General features: G+C 38.1%; 13 protein-coding genes. 1 reads left to right on the forward strand and 12 read right to left on the reverse strand.

Features of this window, described 5'->3' with window-relative positions; all coding sequences use genetic code 11:
* Positions 1 to 24: 24 nt before the first annotated feature.
* From ACYQ0N_RS09660 to ACYQ0N_RS09695, 8 genes are all read right to left on the reverse strand, one after another.
* Positions 25 to 1,554: a sugar ABC transporter ATP-binding protein gene (locus ACYQ0N_RS09660; RefSeq protein WP_460162536.1), complete on the reverse strand. Its 1,530-nt coding sequence runs from the start codon at positions 1,552 to 1,554 to the stop codon at positions 25 to 27.
* A 123-nt stretch (positions 1,555 to 1,677) separates the two neighbouring features.
* Positions 1,678 to 2,706 carry a LacI family DNA-binding transcriptional regulator gene (locus ACYQ0N_RS09665; RefSeq protein WP_177533369.1) on the reverse strand — a complete coding sequence of 343 codons (1,029 nt, stop codon included), beginning with the start codon at positions 2,704 to 2,706 and terminating at the stop codon, positions 1,678 to 1,680.
* Positions 2,707 to 3,093: 387 nt separating this feature from the next.
* On the reverse strand, positions 3,094 to 3,540 hold the full coding sequence (locus tag ACYQ0N_RS09670; protein WP_460162537.1) for a GNAT family N-acetyltransferase: 447 nt from the start codon (positions 3,538 to 3,540) through the stop codon (positions 3,094 to 3,096).
* 130 nt (positions 3,541 to 3,670) lie between these two features.
* Positions 3,671 to 4,474, reverse strand: a complete 804-nt coding sequence (locus ACYQ0N_RS09675; protein ID WP_460162538.1) for a sugar transferase — start codon at positions 4,472 to 4,474, stop codon at positions 3,671 to 3,673.
* 269 nt (positions 4,475 to 4,743) lie between these two features.
* Positions 4,744 to 7,479, reverse strand: a complete 2,736-nt coding sequence (gene secA / locus ACYQ0N_RS09680; protein ID WP_460162539.1) for a preprotein translocase subunit SecA — start codon at positions 7,477 to 7,479, stop codon at positions 4,744 to 4,746.
* Positions 7,480 to 7,678: 199 nt separating this feature from the next.
* Positions 7,679 to 9,550 carry a cellulase family glycosylhydrolase gene (locus tag ACYQ0N_RS09685; protein WP_460162540.1) on the reverse strand — a complete coding sequence of 624 codons (1,872 nt, stop codon included), beginning with the start codon at positions 9,548 to 9,550 and terminating at the stop codon, positions 7,679 to 7,681.
* Between the two features lie 5 nt (positions 9,551 to 9,555).
* The gene (gene nth / locus ACYQ0N_RS09690; protein ID WP_460162541.1) at positions 9,556 to 10,200 is read right to left on the reverse strand and encodes an endonuclease III; all 645 of its coding nucleotides are present in this window, start codon (positions 10,198 to 10,200) and stop codon (positions 9,556 to 9,558) included.
* Positions 10,193 to 10,909, reverse strand: coding sequence for a bis(5'-nucleosyl)-tetraphosphatase (locus ACYQ0N_RS09695; protein WP_177533364.1), 717 nt, complete (start codon positions 10,907 to 10,909; stop codon positions 10,193 to 10,195). The genes nth and ACYQ0N_RS09695 overlap by 8 nt, the downstream gene beginning before the upstream one ends.
* A gap of 169 nt (positions 10,910 to 11,078) precedes the next feature.
* On the opposite strand from ACYQ0N_RS09695, the gene ACYQ0N_RS09700 reads away from it, so the two are divergent.
* Positions 11,079 to 12,647, forward strand: a complete 1,569-nt coding sequence (locus ACYQ0N_RS09700; RefSeq protein WP_177533363.1) for a sodium:solute symporter family transporter — start codon at positions 11,079 to 11,081, stop codon at positions 12,645 to 12,647.
* 42 nt (positions 12,648 to 12,689) lie between these two features.
* On the opposite strand, the gene ACYQ0N_RS09705 is transcribed toward ACYQ0N_RS09700, so the two are convergent.
* The 4 genes from ACYQ0N_RS09705 to hydG all read right to left on the reverse strand — a co-directional run bounded on the left by ACYQ0N_RS09705 (position 12,690) and on the right by hydG (position 17,116).
* On the reverse strand, positions 12,690 to 12,830 hold the full coding sequence (locus ACYQ0N_RS09705) for an LPXTG cell wall anchor domain-containing protein (protein WP_177533362.1): 141 nt from the start codon (positions 12,828 to 12,830) through the stop codon (positions 12,690 to 12,692).
* A gap of 1 nt (position 12,831) precedes the next feature.
* Positions 12,832 to 14,304: a transglutaminase domain-containing protein gene (locus ACYQ0N_RS09710; RefSeq protein ID WP_460162542.1), complete on the reverse strand. Its 1,473-nt coding sequence runs from the start codon at positions 14,302 to 14,304 to the stop codon at positions 12,832 to 12,834.
* A gap of 166 nt (positions 14,305 to 14,470) precedes the next feature.
* Positions 14,471 to 15,658 carry a [FeFe] hydrogenase H-cluster maturation GTPase HydF gene (hydF, locus tag ACYQ0N_RS09715; protein ID WP_460162543.1) on the reverse strand — a complete coding sequence of 396 codons (1,188 nt, stop codon included), beginning with the start codon at positions 15,656 to 15,658 and terminating at the stop codon, positions 14,471 to 14,473.
* Between the two features lie 12 nt (positions 15,659 to 15,670).
* A complete protein-coding gene (hydG, locus tag ACYQ0N_RS09720) occupies positions 15,671 to 17,116 on the reverse strand; it encodes a [FeFe] hydrogenase H-cluster radical SAM maturase HydG (RefSeq protein WP_177533360.1) in 1,446 nt (481 codons plus the stop codon).
* Positions 17,117 to 17,126 lie beyond the last annotated feature (10 nt).

Here is a 17,126-nt window from a genome sequence, read left to right on the forward strand (position 1 = left end):
ACCTCATTTCTCATAAATAATCAATTATTCGCCGTTAGTGGAGGCGTAAACTATCTTTTCTTCAGTAGCTTCCTTGTGCTTGAAGGTTTCAACAATTTCACCTTCTCTGAATACTGCAATTGTGTCGCATACAGCCAGCAGCTCCGGAAGCTCTGAAGATACAACAAGGACTCCCTTACCTTCGTCGGAAAGCCTTCTCATCAAAGCGTAAATTTCGCTCTTGCTTCCTATATCTATACCCTTGGTAGGCTCGTCAAAAATAATTATCTGAGAATCTGCCGCGAGCCATTTTCCCAATATGACCTTCTGTTGATTTCCGCCTGATAGCTCCGTTATATTCTGACTTACGTCAGCGCACTTAATATTCAGATCTGATTTTTGCTTTTTGGCAGACGCATTATCAAACTTTCTGCTTGTAAGACCTATAACGCCTCCGCCTTTTGAAGTCTTGATATAAGGCAGAATAGAAATATTATCTCTGATAGAAAAATTATGAAAAAAACCCGTTTCGCGTCGATTCTCAGTAACCATCGCAAGTCCGTTTTTTATTGCCGAATAAGGATTTTTTATGTTCACCCTTTTGCCTCTAACATAAATATCTCCGCTTTTTTTAGGCTCGGCTCCAAAAATTGAATTCATCATTTCACTTCTTCCGGAACCTACAAGTCCTGAAAATCCAAGTATTTCTCCCTTATGAAGCTTAAAAGATATATTTTTTACCGAATCATCTTTTCTTGTAAGATTTCTGACTTCAAATATAACGTCTTCTTTTTCAAAATCATGGTCTTCTTCATGCTGATAATTATGCTTAACCGTCCTGCCTACCATCATTGCCACGAGATCGTCTATTGTTACGTCACTTACATTTCTTGTCCCCACATAAGCGCCGTCCTTTAAAACTGTTACCCTGTCTCCAAGCTCAATAATCTCATTCATTTTATGAGTTATAAAAACTATCCCCTTCCCTTCCTCCTTAAGCTGACGAACTACGCTAAATAAATGATTTACCTCTTCGTTGGTGAGTGAAGCCGTAGGCTCGTCCATAACCAGAACCTTACTGTCTGACGCCAGAGCTTTAGCTATTTCAACCTGCTGCTTTTCAGATATACTTATGGCCTCAACCGGAGTTTTCGGATCTCTTTTCAAGCCGACCTTTGCCATAAGCTTCAAAGCTCTTTTATTCATGGTTTTATAGTCGACAACCTCTACAGGTCCTAATTTTTTCATAGGTAACTTTCCGATAAATAAATTTTCCTGAATAGAAAGCTCGTTTATAACGCTCAATTCCTGATATATAACACTAATACCGTTCTCGGTAGATTCTTTAGGAGTAAGTCTGGAAAATTCTTTTCCGTCAATCACAATACTTCCCTGTGTAGGCTGATAAACGCCGCTCAGAATTTTCATAAGCGTTGATTTGCCGGCTCCGTTCTCGCCAAGTAAAACATGAACCTCTCCCGACCTTATATTAAAGGATATATTATTCAGCGCAGTAACTCCGGGAAACTTTTTCACAACGCCTTTCATTTCAACAAGATTTTTAGCAGCTTCCATATTCTGCTCCTTTCACTAAATTATTTCAACAATCCCGTTTGATTTATTATACATAATATTGAGTAATCGTTTACTCATTACGACCAAAAAAACAAAATGTTCAGAACATTTTGTTTTTTCTATTCAGTTACATGAGGTACTTTTACGGCAAGCTATTTTAACTGGTATTATATAATCCACGGTTGATAATTTCACATCGTCAATAAGATCAAATAACAGTTCTACGCTGCGCTGACCGATTTTATCGAAATCCTGAATTATAGTAGTAATCGGAGGATCGCATATTTCCGATAAGGAGGTGCCATCAAATCCGACTATTTTTACATCGTCAGGTACTTTTATATTATTTTCCCTTAAAGCATGCAGCGCGCCTATTGCCATAATATCGTTATTGGCAAATATTCCGTCAAATTCATATCCTTTATTAATGAAATCCAACATCGCATTTTTAGAATCATAATAAGTGACATTTGTCTTAATAATAAACTGATCTTTTACCGGTATTGAATATTTATTCAAAGCCTTTAAATAACCGCTGAATCTGTGTCTTACGGTCGAAAAATTCTGTTTATCCTTCAAGGCTACTATATTTCTGCAGCCTTTCATTATCAATTCCTCAGTTGCAAGAAAGCCTCCCGACTCATTATCGGATATTACAAGCGTACCTGCATTTTCAGGTCTTCTGTCAATATATACAACCGGTATTTTATAATCCTCATATATTTTTTTTACATCTTCTTTAACGCTTATATAAATTATACCGTCGACATCTCTTGAAACAAGAGATGAAATATGTAAATCCTCCATATGAGAATTTTCATCTGAATCGCACACAAAAACTGTATAGCCCTCCGGAACAGCATATTTCTCGATCGCCCGGACTATATTCGCAAAAAACTCATTTGTTATGTCAGGAACAATAACTCCGATACTGTTCGTTTTGCTGGTTCTTAAACTTTTGGCGCTCTGGTTTATTTGGTAGCCATATTTTTCAACGATCTTCATTACCTTTTGTTCAGTTTCGGCAGAATACCTGCCGTTTTTATTTAAGACGCGTGAAACAGTTGCGATCGAAACGTCCGCCATTACAGCAATTTCTGCCATTGATATTTTTTTCTCCGGAATGGCAATCGAATGATCCTTACTTTTCATTACTCCTCCTTAAATTATATCTTTGAGAATACTGTACCATTTGCAATAAAAGTAAAATGCATAATTGGGTAATCGTTTACCTTGATTGCATTATACACCGTTCTATTATAAAAGTCAATACGTTTCTACAAAAAAACATGTTTTTTGTTTATTTATACGAATAATAATATACCGTATTGTGCAATTTGCATTAATTAATTCCCCTTAGTATAAAAATATCCTGATAATTATCAGGATATTTAGATTACCTCTTATATCTTTTCTGTCGGTATCCGCAATGCAAGTAACGGGATCGATACCTGACCAGTCATTGCATTTTAGATTATTAAGTCGACGCTTTTCTTTTTTACTGAGTTTTTCATACGGAATAATTTTTTTATCATATATTCAACCTATTATTTTACGAAAATACACCATATCGCAAAGCGTTGCTCCGCGCTCAATTATGGGACGATCATAATTATCCCTGAAAAAATTTTTTATTCTATGCGACTCTGTAAAACCGCATTTTATATAAAACGGTACGGTTAATGGACTGTCTCCTGTTCCGACCTGCATAATACTGTAATTTTCTGAATAACGTCTTGCAATATAATTTATCATGGCTCTTCCATAACCGTGCCTCTGATATTCCGGTCTGACAGCAATATTTTTTATTTCAATTATTCCGCAGCCTTCATCAGTCACAATACAGACAGCTTTAACGTCATATTTATCAATAATAAACATTGAGCCCCGTTCAAGGTATTTATCTATCATATTTTCCTGTTCGTCTGCAAGCAAAAGCAGATCAAGATATTGCTTTTTATTTTCCTTAACTTCATAAAACTCCATTCTTCTATACGCCCTCCTTAAAATGATAGATCGGTTAATAATGTCAACATCCTCTTTATAATATAAAAAATTCCTTTTTTAAAGACACTTATAAAGTATCTGAAAAAAAGGAATTATTCTAATCAAATTTTTATCTTGCGCCTCTTCCCCTGATAACAACAAAAACAGTTCGGAAAATAAGAGATATATCCTTAACGATACTACGTTCTTTTATGTATTCAATATCTGTTTCAATCCATTTATCAAATTCCATATCGCTTCTTCCCTCGACCTGACAAACACATGACAACCCGCCTTTAACAAGCAGTCTATTCATATGCTCCGGCGTATACAAGACTACTTCTCTCGGAAGCGGTGGTCTTGGACCTATAATGGACATATCGCCTTTGAGCACATTCAAAAGCTGAGGGATCTCATCAATAGAAGTTTTTCTTATGAATTTGCCAATTCGAGTAATGCGAGAATCCTCATCGCTTTTAAACGCTATACCATCGCATTTATTCTTTTTCTGCTCTTCAGCAAATTTTTTTTCCGCATCCATACACATAGAACGAAGCTTATACATTTTAAACGGTTTACCGTTTTCTGTAATTCTTGTTTGAGAAAAAAACGGATTACCCTTATCGTCAAGGAAAATTATTAAAGCCATAATGCACATTGGTATAAATAAAACTATAATACCGACTAATGAAATCACAATATCCATTGTACGCTTTACAGCTTTATATGCCGCGCCTCCCGCCGGCTTTACTTCACTATGTTTAAGAGTTTCCTGCACCCCCGCATGTAGAAGCTCCAGCCTCCTACTGTCAAAATCCAATACAGGATAATCCGTTACCCCTTCCTTGACTTCTGTAAAAGTCTCCATTCTGATTGCCGTTATCATTTCTTCAGAGATTTTTGCCTGCTTTACTGCGGCACCTCCGTTATTCACACATCAGCCCCCCTGAAAATCTGTTAAAAATTTATGCTGCTGTTTCTTATATTATATATTATATCCGCCCTGTTGTCAATTAAATTTTCGCTTTTCACTTATTTTCCAGCAAAAAGACCGAAAATCCGATAATTATTTCAACTATAATTATTTTTTATACCAATACCGTTATATTTTACAAGATAATAAGCAATCTCATTCTTAATTTGAATACTGCCAACAATACAAAACAGCCAATCAAAAATAATTGGCTGTTAAATCATATAAATTTAATTATTCTGCTTCATTCCGCAGCATTTCTTATATTTTTTCCCCGATCCGCAAGGGCAAGGATCATTATCCCCGGGTTTCTTTTTTGAAGAAGTCATAGTAATACTTCCGGCATTAGGCGGATCAGGTTTTGCAACCTGCTCACGCTGAGGAGGAGAATTTTTCTGAATTCTTACAGTCAAAAGCATTCTTACAGTATCTTCGCGAATAGCTTCTACCATTGCGTCGAACATTTCAAAGCCCTCGTATCTATATTCAACAACCGGATTCTTTTGTCCGAACGCTCTCAGACCGATACCCTTTTTAAGCTCTGCCATGTCGTCAATATGGTTCATCCACTTTGTATCAACAACCTTAAGAAGAATAACTCTTTCAAGCTCTCTTATAAGCTCTCCGCCGAACTCCGCTTCCTTAGCCGAATATATTTCAAGCATTCTGTCTTCAAGAAGCTTTGCAACATCAGCTTTTTTAATCTCTTCAAGCTGGTCGTCGCTGTAGTCGAAATCCTCGTCCCTAAGAACCCAGCCAAGAAAGTGATCCTTTAGCCCGATAAGATTCCAATTATCTCTGTCCTCATCATCCAAAAGATAATTATTAACCGATTCAACCGCCAGCTCATGCATCATATTAAGTATACTTGCATGAAGATCCTCGCCGTCGAGAACCTGTGAACGCTGAGTATAAATAATCTCACGCTGCTTATTAAGAACGTCGTCATAGTTCAATACGTTCTTTCTGATACTAAAGTTTCTGCCTTCTACCTTTTTCTGTGAGGATTCAATTATCCTTGTAAGCATTTTGCTTTCGATAGGCATATCTTCTTCAACATTAAGCGTATTCATCATATTTTCAAGCCTGTCTCCGGCAAAAATACGCATAAGATCGTCTTCAACTGAAAGGAAGAAACGGCTCTCGCCTTCATCGCCCTGACGTCCCGAACGTCCTCTAAGCTGATTATCAATACGCCTTGATTCATGACGTTCGGTACCCAGAATATAAAGACCGCCCGCAGCCTTTACATCCTTTGCTTTTTCCTTTACTTCGGCATTATACTTATCGTAAAGCTCTTTATAAACCGCTCTGGCCGCCAATATTTCTTCATCATCAGTGTCGGCAAAACCAACTGCTTCATTTATAATTTCTTCATCATATTCTCTTTTACGCATTTCAGCTTTGGCAAGAAATTCAGCGTTTCCTCCAAGCATAATATCAGTACCGCGTCCCGCCATATTTGTAGCAATGGTAACTGCGCCAAGCTTTCCGGCCTGAGCAACGATCTCCGCTTCCTTGGCATGATATTTAGCATTAAGAACCTCATGCTTAACGCCTTTCCGCTTCAGCATAGCGGAAAGCAGCTCTGATTTTTCAATTGAAATGGTACCCACCAACACCGGCTGTCCCTTTTTATGACATTCAACTATCTGGTCGATTATCGCCTTGAATTTACCGGATTCAGTCCTGTAAATCTGATCTGAATGATCTATACGTATAACAGGCTTATTTGTCGGAATTGCAATAACGTCCAGCTTATATATTTCTCTGAATTCGTCTTCTTCCGTCATAGCGGTACCGGTCATACCAGAAAGCTTTTTATAAAGACGGAAATAGTTCTGGAAGGTAATAGTTGCCAGAGTCTTAGATTCATGAGCAATTTTTACTCCCTCTTTAGCTTCAATCGCCTGATGCAGACCGTCATTAAATCGCCTTCCCAGCATAAGACGTCCCGTAAATTCGTCAACTATTATAACTTCTCCGTCCTTAACCACATAATCAATATCAGCATGCATTACACCATGTGCTTTAAGAGCCTGATTTATGTGATGAAGAAGAGTCATATTATCGGGATCCATCAGATTGTCGACATTAAAATATTTTTCCGCCTTTTTAACGCCTGATCTGGTAATTGTTGCTGTTTTAGCCTTTTCATCAATTATATAATCAACATTTTCATTGATTTCATCCTGATCCTGCTTATCGTCAATTTCTACAACCGTTGTAGAAACAAGATTCTTTGCGAACTTATCAACAATGTCGTAAAGCTCGGTAGATTTATCTCCCCGTCCCGATATTATAAGAGGAGTTCTTGCCTCGTCTATAAGTATAGAGTCAACCTCGTCCACAATTGCAAAGTTAGGCTTACGCTGAACCCTGTCCCTTGCATGAATAACCATGTTGTCGCGAAGATAGTCAAAGCCAAGCTCGTTATTAGTTGCATATGTAACATCACAGTTATAAGCGGCTCTTCTTTCCTCATTTGTAAGACCATGAAGTATACAGCCGACAGTAAGGCCTAAAAAACGCAGTACCTTGCCCATTTCATCAGACTGCGTCTTTGCAAGATAATCGTTTACCGTAACGACATGCACTCCTTTTCCCGGGAGCGCATTCAAATAGGAAGCCACGCATGCAACGAGTGTTTTACCTTCGCCTGTTTTCATTTCAGCTATACGTCCCTGATGAAGAACGATTGCGCCAATAATTTGAACGGGAAAAGGTTTTTTCCCCAAAACCCTGTAAGCAGCCTCGCGTACTGTAGCCAGGGCCTCCGGAAGAATCATATCGATAGATTCGCCGGTATCAAGCCTGTCCCTGAAATTCTGAGTCTGAGCCTTAAGCTCCGTATCAGACATTGCAGCATACTGTTCTTCAAGCTTTAAAACGCTTTCCTTTATAGGTTCGATTCTTGCCAGTTCTTTTGTACTGTATGAACCGAATATTTTACCAAATATACCCATTTATAATCCGCCTTTTAATTAAAATTAGTCATTATTATTTAAAAGAAATTGATAACGCCTATTCAGAATCAGCAATATAATGAAATTCATTGTAAACAGAGCGCAACAGTATTAAAAATAATATACTTATTTATTTTATATCAATTTCATTTTTTTGTCAATAGGGATTAAACTAAAAATTATTATTTATATAAAGGCTTCATGGAGAACGTATACCGGTAAGCTTAACTTTAAACAATTCGTATAATACCTCGTTAAGCGTAGTGGGCAGATCATTCCAGTCCGTATAAAGACCAAACCCCGTTTCATGATATGTATGATAATTAAAGCTTATATCATTTTCAATAAACACGTCTATTACATCGGATACCCATCTGTCTCCGCCGCGATCATTTTTAAAGCAATTTACTCCGGCTCCGAATTCACCGCAATAAACCGGTACGTTATTATCAATAGAAAACCTTATATTATTAAGGATTGATTTTTCAAGAAAATCCTTATTAAACGCACTGACCTCATCAGCGCTCCATACGTCTACTCTCGGACGAACGACGGCGCTCTGACCTGCGTTCTCAACTTTAAAATAACCGCTTGCCTTGTAGCTGTGTCCCTTTACTGCAAGCAAATTATTTCTACCAAAGCTGGCGTCGGAGGTTGTTCCGCTTATACATAAAGACGCGTTATCGTCATAGCCGATATTCGCCTTACCCCCTGATCCTGTATTATTTTCAGACCAGAAGCTAAATATATTGCCATTTTTAAAATCTTCCGAATATACGGTTTTAACAAATTTGCCGTTTTCATCATATTCGTCAATTTTAAGATTATCCGCATAGGCAATCCCGTTATTACCAAGGTTCTGCGCCTGAAAAACTAAATTGAGCAGTTTTTGATTATCTTCTGTAATAGTCATTAAAGAGCTTTCAAGATATTGCCACTCTTCCGATTTCAAATCCGCACTGTCTCCGTCAAAGGTCGCAGCTTCCCATGAAGAACCGGAAGTTGATATAGCAATTGACTCGTCAGGATATGTCAGATCATATCCCTGTGTTCCTGCCCAGTCAAATCCCTGGTGGGTAAACGGATGATAGTCATAATAATGAAATTCATATACGATATCATCTCCGTTTATTTTGATGAAATTATTATCATTATTAAAATTTTCCCATTGTAAATTTCCTGTAGCGGTATCCTCCGCAGCACACATTCTCTCTACGAAAATCAAATGATTATCGTCAACCGTTCTGATACTGTCAGTAATATCCTGCGCAAGCTCCCGCCATTTTTCCAATGGATCCTCATAATCCTTAGCTGAAACTACCGGCTCGTTTACAATACCATATCCCATAACCGACGGATTATCAGAATAGCGTCGGGCAATTTCTGTCCATAAAGCAATCAGTCTATTCTGATTCTCAGTATCCGTCCACAGCTCGTCGCCATTGCCCTGAGACTGATAGCCACCCTGAGGATAATGCATGTTAAGTACCAGCCGTATTCCGTATTTTTCCGCCCATTCAATATTCTGATCTAACCATTTGAAACCGCTTTCCTTGTATTCATAAGGCGAAGCGTCGTTTTCAAACAAGCTATAATTCAAATAAAATCTTACCGAATTAAATCCCAAATCCGCAAGCTCTTCATAGCTTTCTTCAGTATGATGCTTATTTACAGGCGGCTCTGCCGGATTATCCCATACCTTATTTCCGAAGGCCATACCTTTAATTATATATTGTCTGCCGTTTTCATCTTTTAAAATACGTCCGTCGGCAGTGATAAAACCGGTATAACCACCTGAATTATTTATAATGCGTTTAAGCTTTATCAGGTCAAAAACATTTATATCTCCATCATGATTTGTATCGGCGCCGACAACCGCGTCCGTTTGTTTTCCAAGTAAAAATTCGCTTAAAAGCTCTATGTCGTTTATATCGACAGCCCCGTCGCCGTTAAGATCGTTTTCAATATCAATGGAGGATACGGCAAAAACATATTCGCTTCTGCCGGAAAAACACAATAAGCACACTGCCGCTGCCGTAACTGCATATTTTAAAGAACGGAAAAACTTCATAAACATCACTTTCCTTTTTTTAAGCCACGAAAATATTTACAGAAACCGCCGCATATGCAGTCAATACATTTCGGATTTCTGGCTCTGCACACATCTCTGCCGAACTGTACTATCCTGTGACAAAAGTCCGAAGAAACCTCCGGAGGAATAAGCTTAACAAGATCCTCCTCCACCTTTCTCGGCTCCTTATTATTTGTAAGACCAAGTCTTCCGGTTATCCTGATAAAATGAGTATCCGTAACTATTGCCGGTTTACCCCATACATCGCCCATCATAAGATTAGCCGTTTTTCGTCCGATTCCTGAAATGGTAAGCAGATCCTCCATATTGTCAGGAATTTCCCCGCCGAAATTATTTATAAGCTGACCAGCCATCTCCTTTATACTTTTCGCCTTGGTTCTGTAAAAGCCGCAAGGCCTTACAGCTTCTTCAAGCTCCTTCAAATCCGCTTCCGCAAATGCTTCAAGAGTAGGATATTTTTTAAAAAGCTCCTCTGTTACAATATTGACCCTGGCGTCTGTGCACTGAGCAGAAAGACGAGCGGCAATCATCAGCTCGTAAGGCTTTGAAAAGTTAAGAGAACATTTGATTTCAGGATATAATTTTTCCAGCGCTTCACAGGCAAGCAGCGCTCTTTCTTTTTTAGTCATACATACCGTCCGCTTTCTCAAGAATTCTTCTGTCCTCTTTAAAATTCAAAAGCTTCATTGCTTCTTCATATGGCAAAAGCCAGCTTTCTGAGATTTCCTCCTGTTGAATCTTTATTTCCTGCATATCAAATTCATTACAGAAATAAATGCATTTTTTTATTGAGCCGTTCAGCGTTTTATACGTATATTCCTGTCTGGTTTCTTCATTGATTTCAATATCTATACCGGTTTCCTCAAATACTTCTCTGCGAGCAGTCTGGCGCTCGGTTTCGCCGATCTCAATATGTCCTTTCGGAAAACCTATATGACCGCTGTCATTTTTTATAAGGAGATATTTTTTTACGCCGTTGTCTCGTAAAAACAAAACCGAACCGCATGTCTTTTCATATAAGAAATGATATTCGGTTTTATAATTTTTTTCATAAAATCCTATCCTATCTCTGATATACGGCTCATATAGAATTTTATCATGAGATACTCCGACCCATATGTCTTTTACATCATTAAGCCTTTCAATAACGGCTATTATTTCCAATTCGTTAAATTTTCCGTCAAAATCCAGAGCATAAACGCCCTGCGGCTTTCCGTCCGCCCCTGCAACGCCTTCCGCATAACCGAAGCCTACAAAGCTTCCGCAAAATTTTTCTGCTGCAAATAAAATGGTTCTGCCGAGAACGTTCCTATAACTTCCCTTTCTGACAATATCCATTTAAATCCCCCTTTAAATTACTATATAATTATACCATTATATTTTCATAATTGCAACATAAAAAGGTACTACAAAATTTACAAAAACTATTGACAAATATTAAAATAACTGCTAAAATATTAATTGCTTTATCAGTTTAAAGCTACAAGACATTAAAGGAGAAAATTATATGACAACTTCTATCACATTAGGTATGCTGATGGTATACATAGCGATTATGATGGGTATAGGTCTTTACACATCGCGCAAAACCAAGTCCGTCAGCGATTTTGTACTTGGCGGCCGTAATGTAGGCTCATGGCTTACAGCCTTTGCTTATGGCACGTCATATTTTTCAGCAGTTGTTTTTATCGGATATGCGGGGCAGTTCGGATGGAGCTATGGAGTTTCCGCGGCATGGATCGGAATAGGAAACGCCGTTATAGGAAGCGCTCTGGCATGGATTGTATTAGGAAGACGTACAAGAATAATGTCCAATCACCTGAACGCTAAAACCATGCCTGAATTTTTTGAAAAGCGTTTTAATTCCAAAGGACTTAAAATTGCGTCTGCATTGATTGTATTTATATTTTTGATTCCTTATACCGCTTCCGTATATAACGGACTTTCACGTCTGTTCAATATGGCGTTTAACCTTAATTCTGACAGCTCATATAAAATCATCATAATAGCTATGGCTATTATAACAGCAATATATGTTATTCTCGGCGGCTATACGGCTACTGCAATCAATGATTTCATTCAAGGTATTGTAATGCTTATAGGAATAGCGGCAGTAGTAATATGCGCAATAAATAATCAGGGCGGTTTTTCAGAAGCGCTGAATAAACTTGGAGAAATAGAGATAAACGGACAAAAAAATCAATTCAACAGTCTGTTCGGACCCGATCCAATTAACCTTTTAGGAGTAATAATACTCACATCTTTGGGTACCTGGGGACTTCCTCAGATGATACATAAATTTTATGCTATAAAAAATGAAAACGCAATTAAAAAGGGAACTATAATATCAACTGTTTTTGCTCTTATAGTAGCGGGAGGATCATATCTTTTAGGAGGATTTGACAGACTTTTCTGTACGCTTGACAGCACAGACAGCTCCAAGACATTGATCAGTACATTGTCCAACGGAAAACCGGAATTCGACGCCATGATCCCCGCACTTCTTGACACCGCCCTGCCGGATATCCTTATAGGTCTGGTCGTAGTGCTTGTATTATCAGCATCGATGTCTACCCTCTCTTCCCTTGTGCTTACTTCAAGCTCAACTCTGACTATAGATTTTATTAAACCAAAAATGAAAAATCAAAGCGACAAAAAAGAAGTTGTTATAATGCGTGTGCTTATTGCAGTATTTCTATTAATATCGGTTATTATAGCATTCAATAAAAACGCGTCAATTTCAACGCTCATGTCTTATTCATGGGGTGCGCTTGCGGGCGCCTTTTTGGGCCCTTTCATGTTCGGATTATTCAGCAAAAAAATAACTAAGGCGTCAGTATGGGCAAGCTTTATACTCGGTATAGGTCTGACTGTCGGACACATGATACTTTTTGGATTCGGCCTTTTTCCCGATCTTGCAAATAAAGCCGCATCATTCAAATTAAATCTTGCGTCCCCGATAAACGCCGGCGCAATAACTATGATTTTATCAATAATAATAGTCCCCCTAATAAGTCTGATTACTAAAAATTCAGATAAGGAACATACAGAAAACGTTTTTAAATGCTATAAATAATATATATAAAAGGACCGTTTAAATTTAAACGGTCCTTTTATATTATTTTTTTGATTTTCTGCCTAAAATTATGTATACAACTATAAGCAATGCTGCAATTGCGGCTATTGTAATATATAAAATAATATTTCGAGTATCTCCCGTAGACGGTGAATTTGTCAGCAGCATTAAATGATCGATCATTTTATATACCTCCTAAAATTTTTCTGGATAAAATAATATAATCAAAAATATTTATTATATTGTCCTCATTCATATCATCGTCAGGAAATTCCATATCAACAGGATTTAATCCCAGAAGAAAGCTTCTAAGAGCAACTAAGTCCGCCGAGTTGATCTTTCCGTCAGTATTGTAATCGCCCTTTAAATCAGTTGTTATTTCTGTTGTTTCAGTATAAAAGGTAGTTTCGGTGGCAGAAACGTTAGTAGTAACAATATCGGTAACGGTAGTATTTTCAGTCGATACGTTAGTAATAACGATATCGGTAGTTACAGTAGTATTTTCAGTCGATACGCTAGTAATAACGATATAAGTAGTAACAGTGTTGGTAACGGTAGTTGTAACGGGCTGCGAAACACTGTATATATAATTTTCTGCGCACAGCTCAGGATATGTAAAAGCGGTAGTATAATATTCCGTGTCAGGCGTATGATTTAAATTAAAGCTTTCAGAGCCTTTAAGAAAATAATTATACCTTACCGGATTCGATGCAGAATCAGTATCGTCCCAGGTGCAATCGACGCCATACCATTCTCCATCCTCCATCTTCACATAATTCCACATATGTCCGATATTATTTTCAATGTCAATATTGCCAGGTACGACAATACAGGGAATCTCATATTTATCACAAAGCAGCTTGAAAGCTTTAGAATAGCCTTCGCACACAATTTCATAAGGCTCGCAGAACAGACCAACTGCTGAATCATTATAAGGAGCATCCATGTTATAGCTTACCTTATCTGCAATATAATCATGAATATACTTTACCTTATGGTATATATCGCTTCCCTCTGCTTCAAACGATTCAACAGAGCTTTCCAGCAGCGATTGGTATTTCTCTGCTCCTGCGATATCCGTGTATTCCTCTTTAACTCCGCCTTTAAGCGTAAGCTCAGAAATTTTCATCGTATAAACGCCTGTTAAAATATTTCGGCTTGTTCTGACGCTGCTTAAGGTTATCTCAATCTGACTTTCATCAATCCAGAAAATTTCAGGATAATCAAACATCAGTGCGTCCTTTCCGAACCTTATATTGCCGAATACATAATTCCAGAAATTATTATACTCTTCTTCACTCCAGTTTCCCATATCCAGAGAATCGGTCTGATAAGATAATATATCCGGAAACGTAACAGTAATTTCCTCCGTTGTTGGATTTAACCATGTTTTCATTGAATCATAGGCAGATTTATTGTTATCATTAAGTTGATCATAATACTTGAAAGAATTTTTATTATAAGCATAGCTTAAATCAGGAAGATATTCTGTTGAAATAATCAAATCGTCTCTTAAAATTTCACTTTGATCAATCTCAGTTTCAGAATTTGATAACGTATAAAAGATCTCGTCCAGCGCATTGACGTTAAGCGTTGAATTAATCAAGGAAAAAACGAATACGCACATTGCAATCAAGGCTTTAAAATATTTTTTCATAAGCATATATATCACAGAGCGCTATGATATATTCCTCCCTTCAATATTTCTTCCCCGATTCATATATCTTTATTAAGTAAATTATACAACGTTTGAGCAAAAATGTCAACGGACTTTTCGCATAATAACGAAAAGTCCGTAAAAAAATATCTGCTTTCCCTACCTGTTAATAACAAACTCTGTCAAGCATTCCGTTCATATAAGCGATACATATTCCGAAATTTGTCATTGGCACTCCGGCGTCCTCAAACATTTTCTGCTTTGCAATCATTGCTCTGCGGTTTATCATACATCCCCCGCAATGAATAGCAAGCTTATAATCCGATAAATTAATATTTACCTTCTGCCCGGAAACATTGTCTATTATTAAATTCTTACCGGTATATTTTCTCAGCATTGCCGGTATTTTAATTCTTGCTATATCATCGTCCATTGCGTGATGTGCGCAGCTTTCCAGTATAAGCGCCTTATCTCCGTTTTTTAGTTTATCTATAGCATACGCTCCCCTTATAAAACCATCTATATCTCCCTTTATCTTAGCCATTAAAAGCGAAAAGGAAGTAAGAGGGATTTCCGGAGGGAGTATTTCGTTTACCCTGCCGAATACCTGCGAATCCGTAACAACCAGAGCAGGCGCGGTTTTAAGACAATCAAGTGCATTTTTAAGATTTTCAGTCGTTACAGTCAAAACCATACATCCGTTATCAAGAAGATCTCTGATAACCTGCACCTGAGGAAGAATGAGCCTTCCCTTAGGAGCCTGTATATCCTGAGGTGCAATAAGGAGAACCGTATCGCTCGGTTTTACAAGATCAGCAGTTAAAACAGGATCTTCCGTTAAATCCTTCAGCACAGTAATTATCGCCCTTTGCAGCTTCTCAGCCTGTAATCTGTCATTAAGATCGGATCTAACAAAAATATCGCAAAATTCACTGTAATCCCTGCCGCTTGAAATCCCGTCTACCATATTTTCAACAATTATCAGCGGAAGCTTTTGCCCCTTGATTTTATCGACGCATTTTCTTAATGTTTCATCTATTCCGGAAACAGAGCTGACAACTAAGACGGCCGCGTCGCATTGCTCAAGCTGCTCTAAGGATTTCTGTATGCGCGCTTTTCCAAGCTCGCTTGTATCGTCAAGTCCCGCGGTATCTATAAACACCACCGGACCGACAGGCTGCAATTCCATAGGCTTGAAAACCGGGTCTGTAGTAGTTCCTGCAACATGAGATGTAAGAGCTACATCCTGTCCGCTGACGTTATTTATAAAAGTAGATTTGCCGGCATTTGTATTTCCGAATACTCCGATATGAATTCTCAGCGCTTTAGGCGTCTGATTTATTTCTGAAATCATGAGACTACTCCTTTAAAATCTGAAATCCCTTTGTCCTGATTTTATTAAATCAAGATATTCGTCAAATTTCACTTTTACCTTTTCCTCACTGATACTTTCGCGCTCGCTTTTTATGACGTCAAAGGTAAGCTTCTTAAATTCATCGTCACCGTAATCAAGAGCGTACTCTGCAAGCGTAAGCATTGCATTTGGCAAACAGCAATTAGAAATATTTCCCGTCTTTGCAAGCTGCATAAATCGATCGCCGGTTCTTCCGGCACGATAACAGGCGGTACAGAAGCTTGGTATGTAGCCGTTTTTCAAAAGAGCCTTTGAAACCTCGGCTTCCGTTCTTTCATCAGAAACCTTGAACTGCGCCGTGCTCTGATCGTCGCACCCGCTTCCGCCGTCCTCAAGGCGCTTTGAATATCCGCCTACTCCTGTACATGAACCGCCGCTTGTCTGTGAAATGCCAAGAGAAATAATTTCATCCCTGAAATTTTTTTCTTCCCTCGTTGAAATAATCATTCCGGTATACGGTACTGCAAGCCTTAATACGGCAATTATTGTTTTGAACTGCTCATCAGAAACTATATTAGGAAACAGCTCCAAATCAACTCCCTCTGCCATTCTTATACGAGGTATTGAAATTGTATGAGGTCCTATTCCAAAGGTATCTTCCAGATGCTTAACGTGCAGCATTGTTCCTATAACCTCGTATTTATACTCATATAAACCATATAAAACTCCGATTCCTACGTCGTCAATACCGCCTTGCATTGCCCTGTCGTGAGCTGTAGTATGATAATCATAGTCGCTTTTCGGACCAAAGGGATGAAGATTTTCATATGTAGGCTTATGATATGTTTCCTGAAATAAAACATAAGTGCCTATTCCAGCAGCCTTCAGCTTTTTATAATTTTCAACTGTAGTAGCTGCGATATTAACGTTTATTCTGCGTATTTCCCCGTTATCGTTTTTAGTCGCATACGCGGTTTTCATACATTCCACAATATAATCAATATCACAGTTTTTAGGATCTTCTCCCGCTTCCATAGCGATCCTCTTATGTCCCATTGCTTCTATGGCGCGGCATTCCTCCGCAACCTCCTCCTGAGTAAGCTTTTTCCTGCGTATACCAGATCCGCAGTGATAACCGCAGTATTTACATCCGTTTATGCAGTAATTGGAAACATACAGCGGCGCAAACATAACTATTCTTCTGCCGTAAATTGCTTCCTTTATTTTTCTTGCCATTTTAAATATTTTTTCTCTCAGCTCACAATTGTCCTCGTTCTCACATGCGTGAAGCAATACTGATACTTCATATCTATCAAGTCCTGAAAGAGTTTCTGCTTTTTTTAAAATATTGTCAACCATCTCCGAATCATTCTTATGATCCCTGCCGTATTCCAAAACTTTAATTATTTCATCATGGTTTATAAAATCTTCCGATCTTGATGATTTACTGTCAAACATAATTATATGC

It is taken from the genome of Ruminococcus sporogenes (assembly GCF_054655175.1).

Excerpts from the sequence above, each read along its gene's own strand:
- ACYQ0N_RS09670 (WP_460162537.1), bottom strand. The coding sequence starts at position 3,540 with ATGGAGTTTTATGAAGTTAAGGAAAATAAAAAGCAATATCTTGATCTG.
- hydG (WP_177533360.1), bottom strand. The coding sequence starts at position 17,116 with ATGTTTGACAGTAAATCATCAAGATCGGAAGATTTTATAAACCATGAT.
- ACYQ0N_RS09705 (WP_177533362.1), bottom strand. The coding sequence starts at position 12,830 with ATGATCGATCATTTAATGCTGCTGACAAATTCACCGTCTACGGGAGAT.
- ACYQ0N_RS09710 (WP_460162542.1), bottom strand. The coding sequence starts at position 14,304 with ATGAAAAAATATTTTAAAGCCTTGATTGCAATGTGCGTATTCGTTTTT.
- nth (WP_460162541.1), bottom strand. The coding sequence starts at position 10,200 with ATGACTAAAAAAGAAAGAGCGCTGCTTGCCTGTGAAGCGCTGGAAAAA.
- ACYQ0N_RS09700 (WP_177533363.1), top strand. The coding sequence starts at position 11,079 with ATGACAACTTCTATCACATTAGGTATGCTGATGGTATACATAGCGATT.
- ACYQ0N_RS09660 (WP_460162536.1), bottom strand. The coding sequence starts at position 1,554 with ATGGAAGCTGCTAAAAATCTTGTTGAAATGAAAGGCGTTGTGAAAAAG.
- ACYQ0N_RS09685 (WP_460162540.1), bottom strand. The coding sequence starts at position 9,550 with ATGAAGTTTTTCCGTTCTTTAAAATATGCAGTTACGGCAGCGGCAGTG.
- ACYQ0N_RS09695 (WP_177533364.1), bottom strand. The coding sequence starts at position 10,909 with ATGGATATTGTCAGAAAGGGAAGTTATAGGAACGTTCTCGGCAGAACC.
- hydF (WP_460162543.1), bottom strand. The coding sequence starts at position 15,658 with ATGATTTCAGAAATAAATCAGACGCCTAAAGCGCTGAGAATTCATATC.
- secA (WP_460162539.1), bottom strand. The coding sequence starts at position 7,479 with ATGGGTATATTTGGTAAAATATTCGGTTCATACAGTACAAAAGAACTG.
- ACYQ0N_RS09665 (WP_177533369.1), bottom strand. The coding sequence starts at position 2,706 with ATGAAAAGTAAGGATCATTCGATTGCCATTCCGGAGAAAAAAATATCA.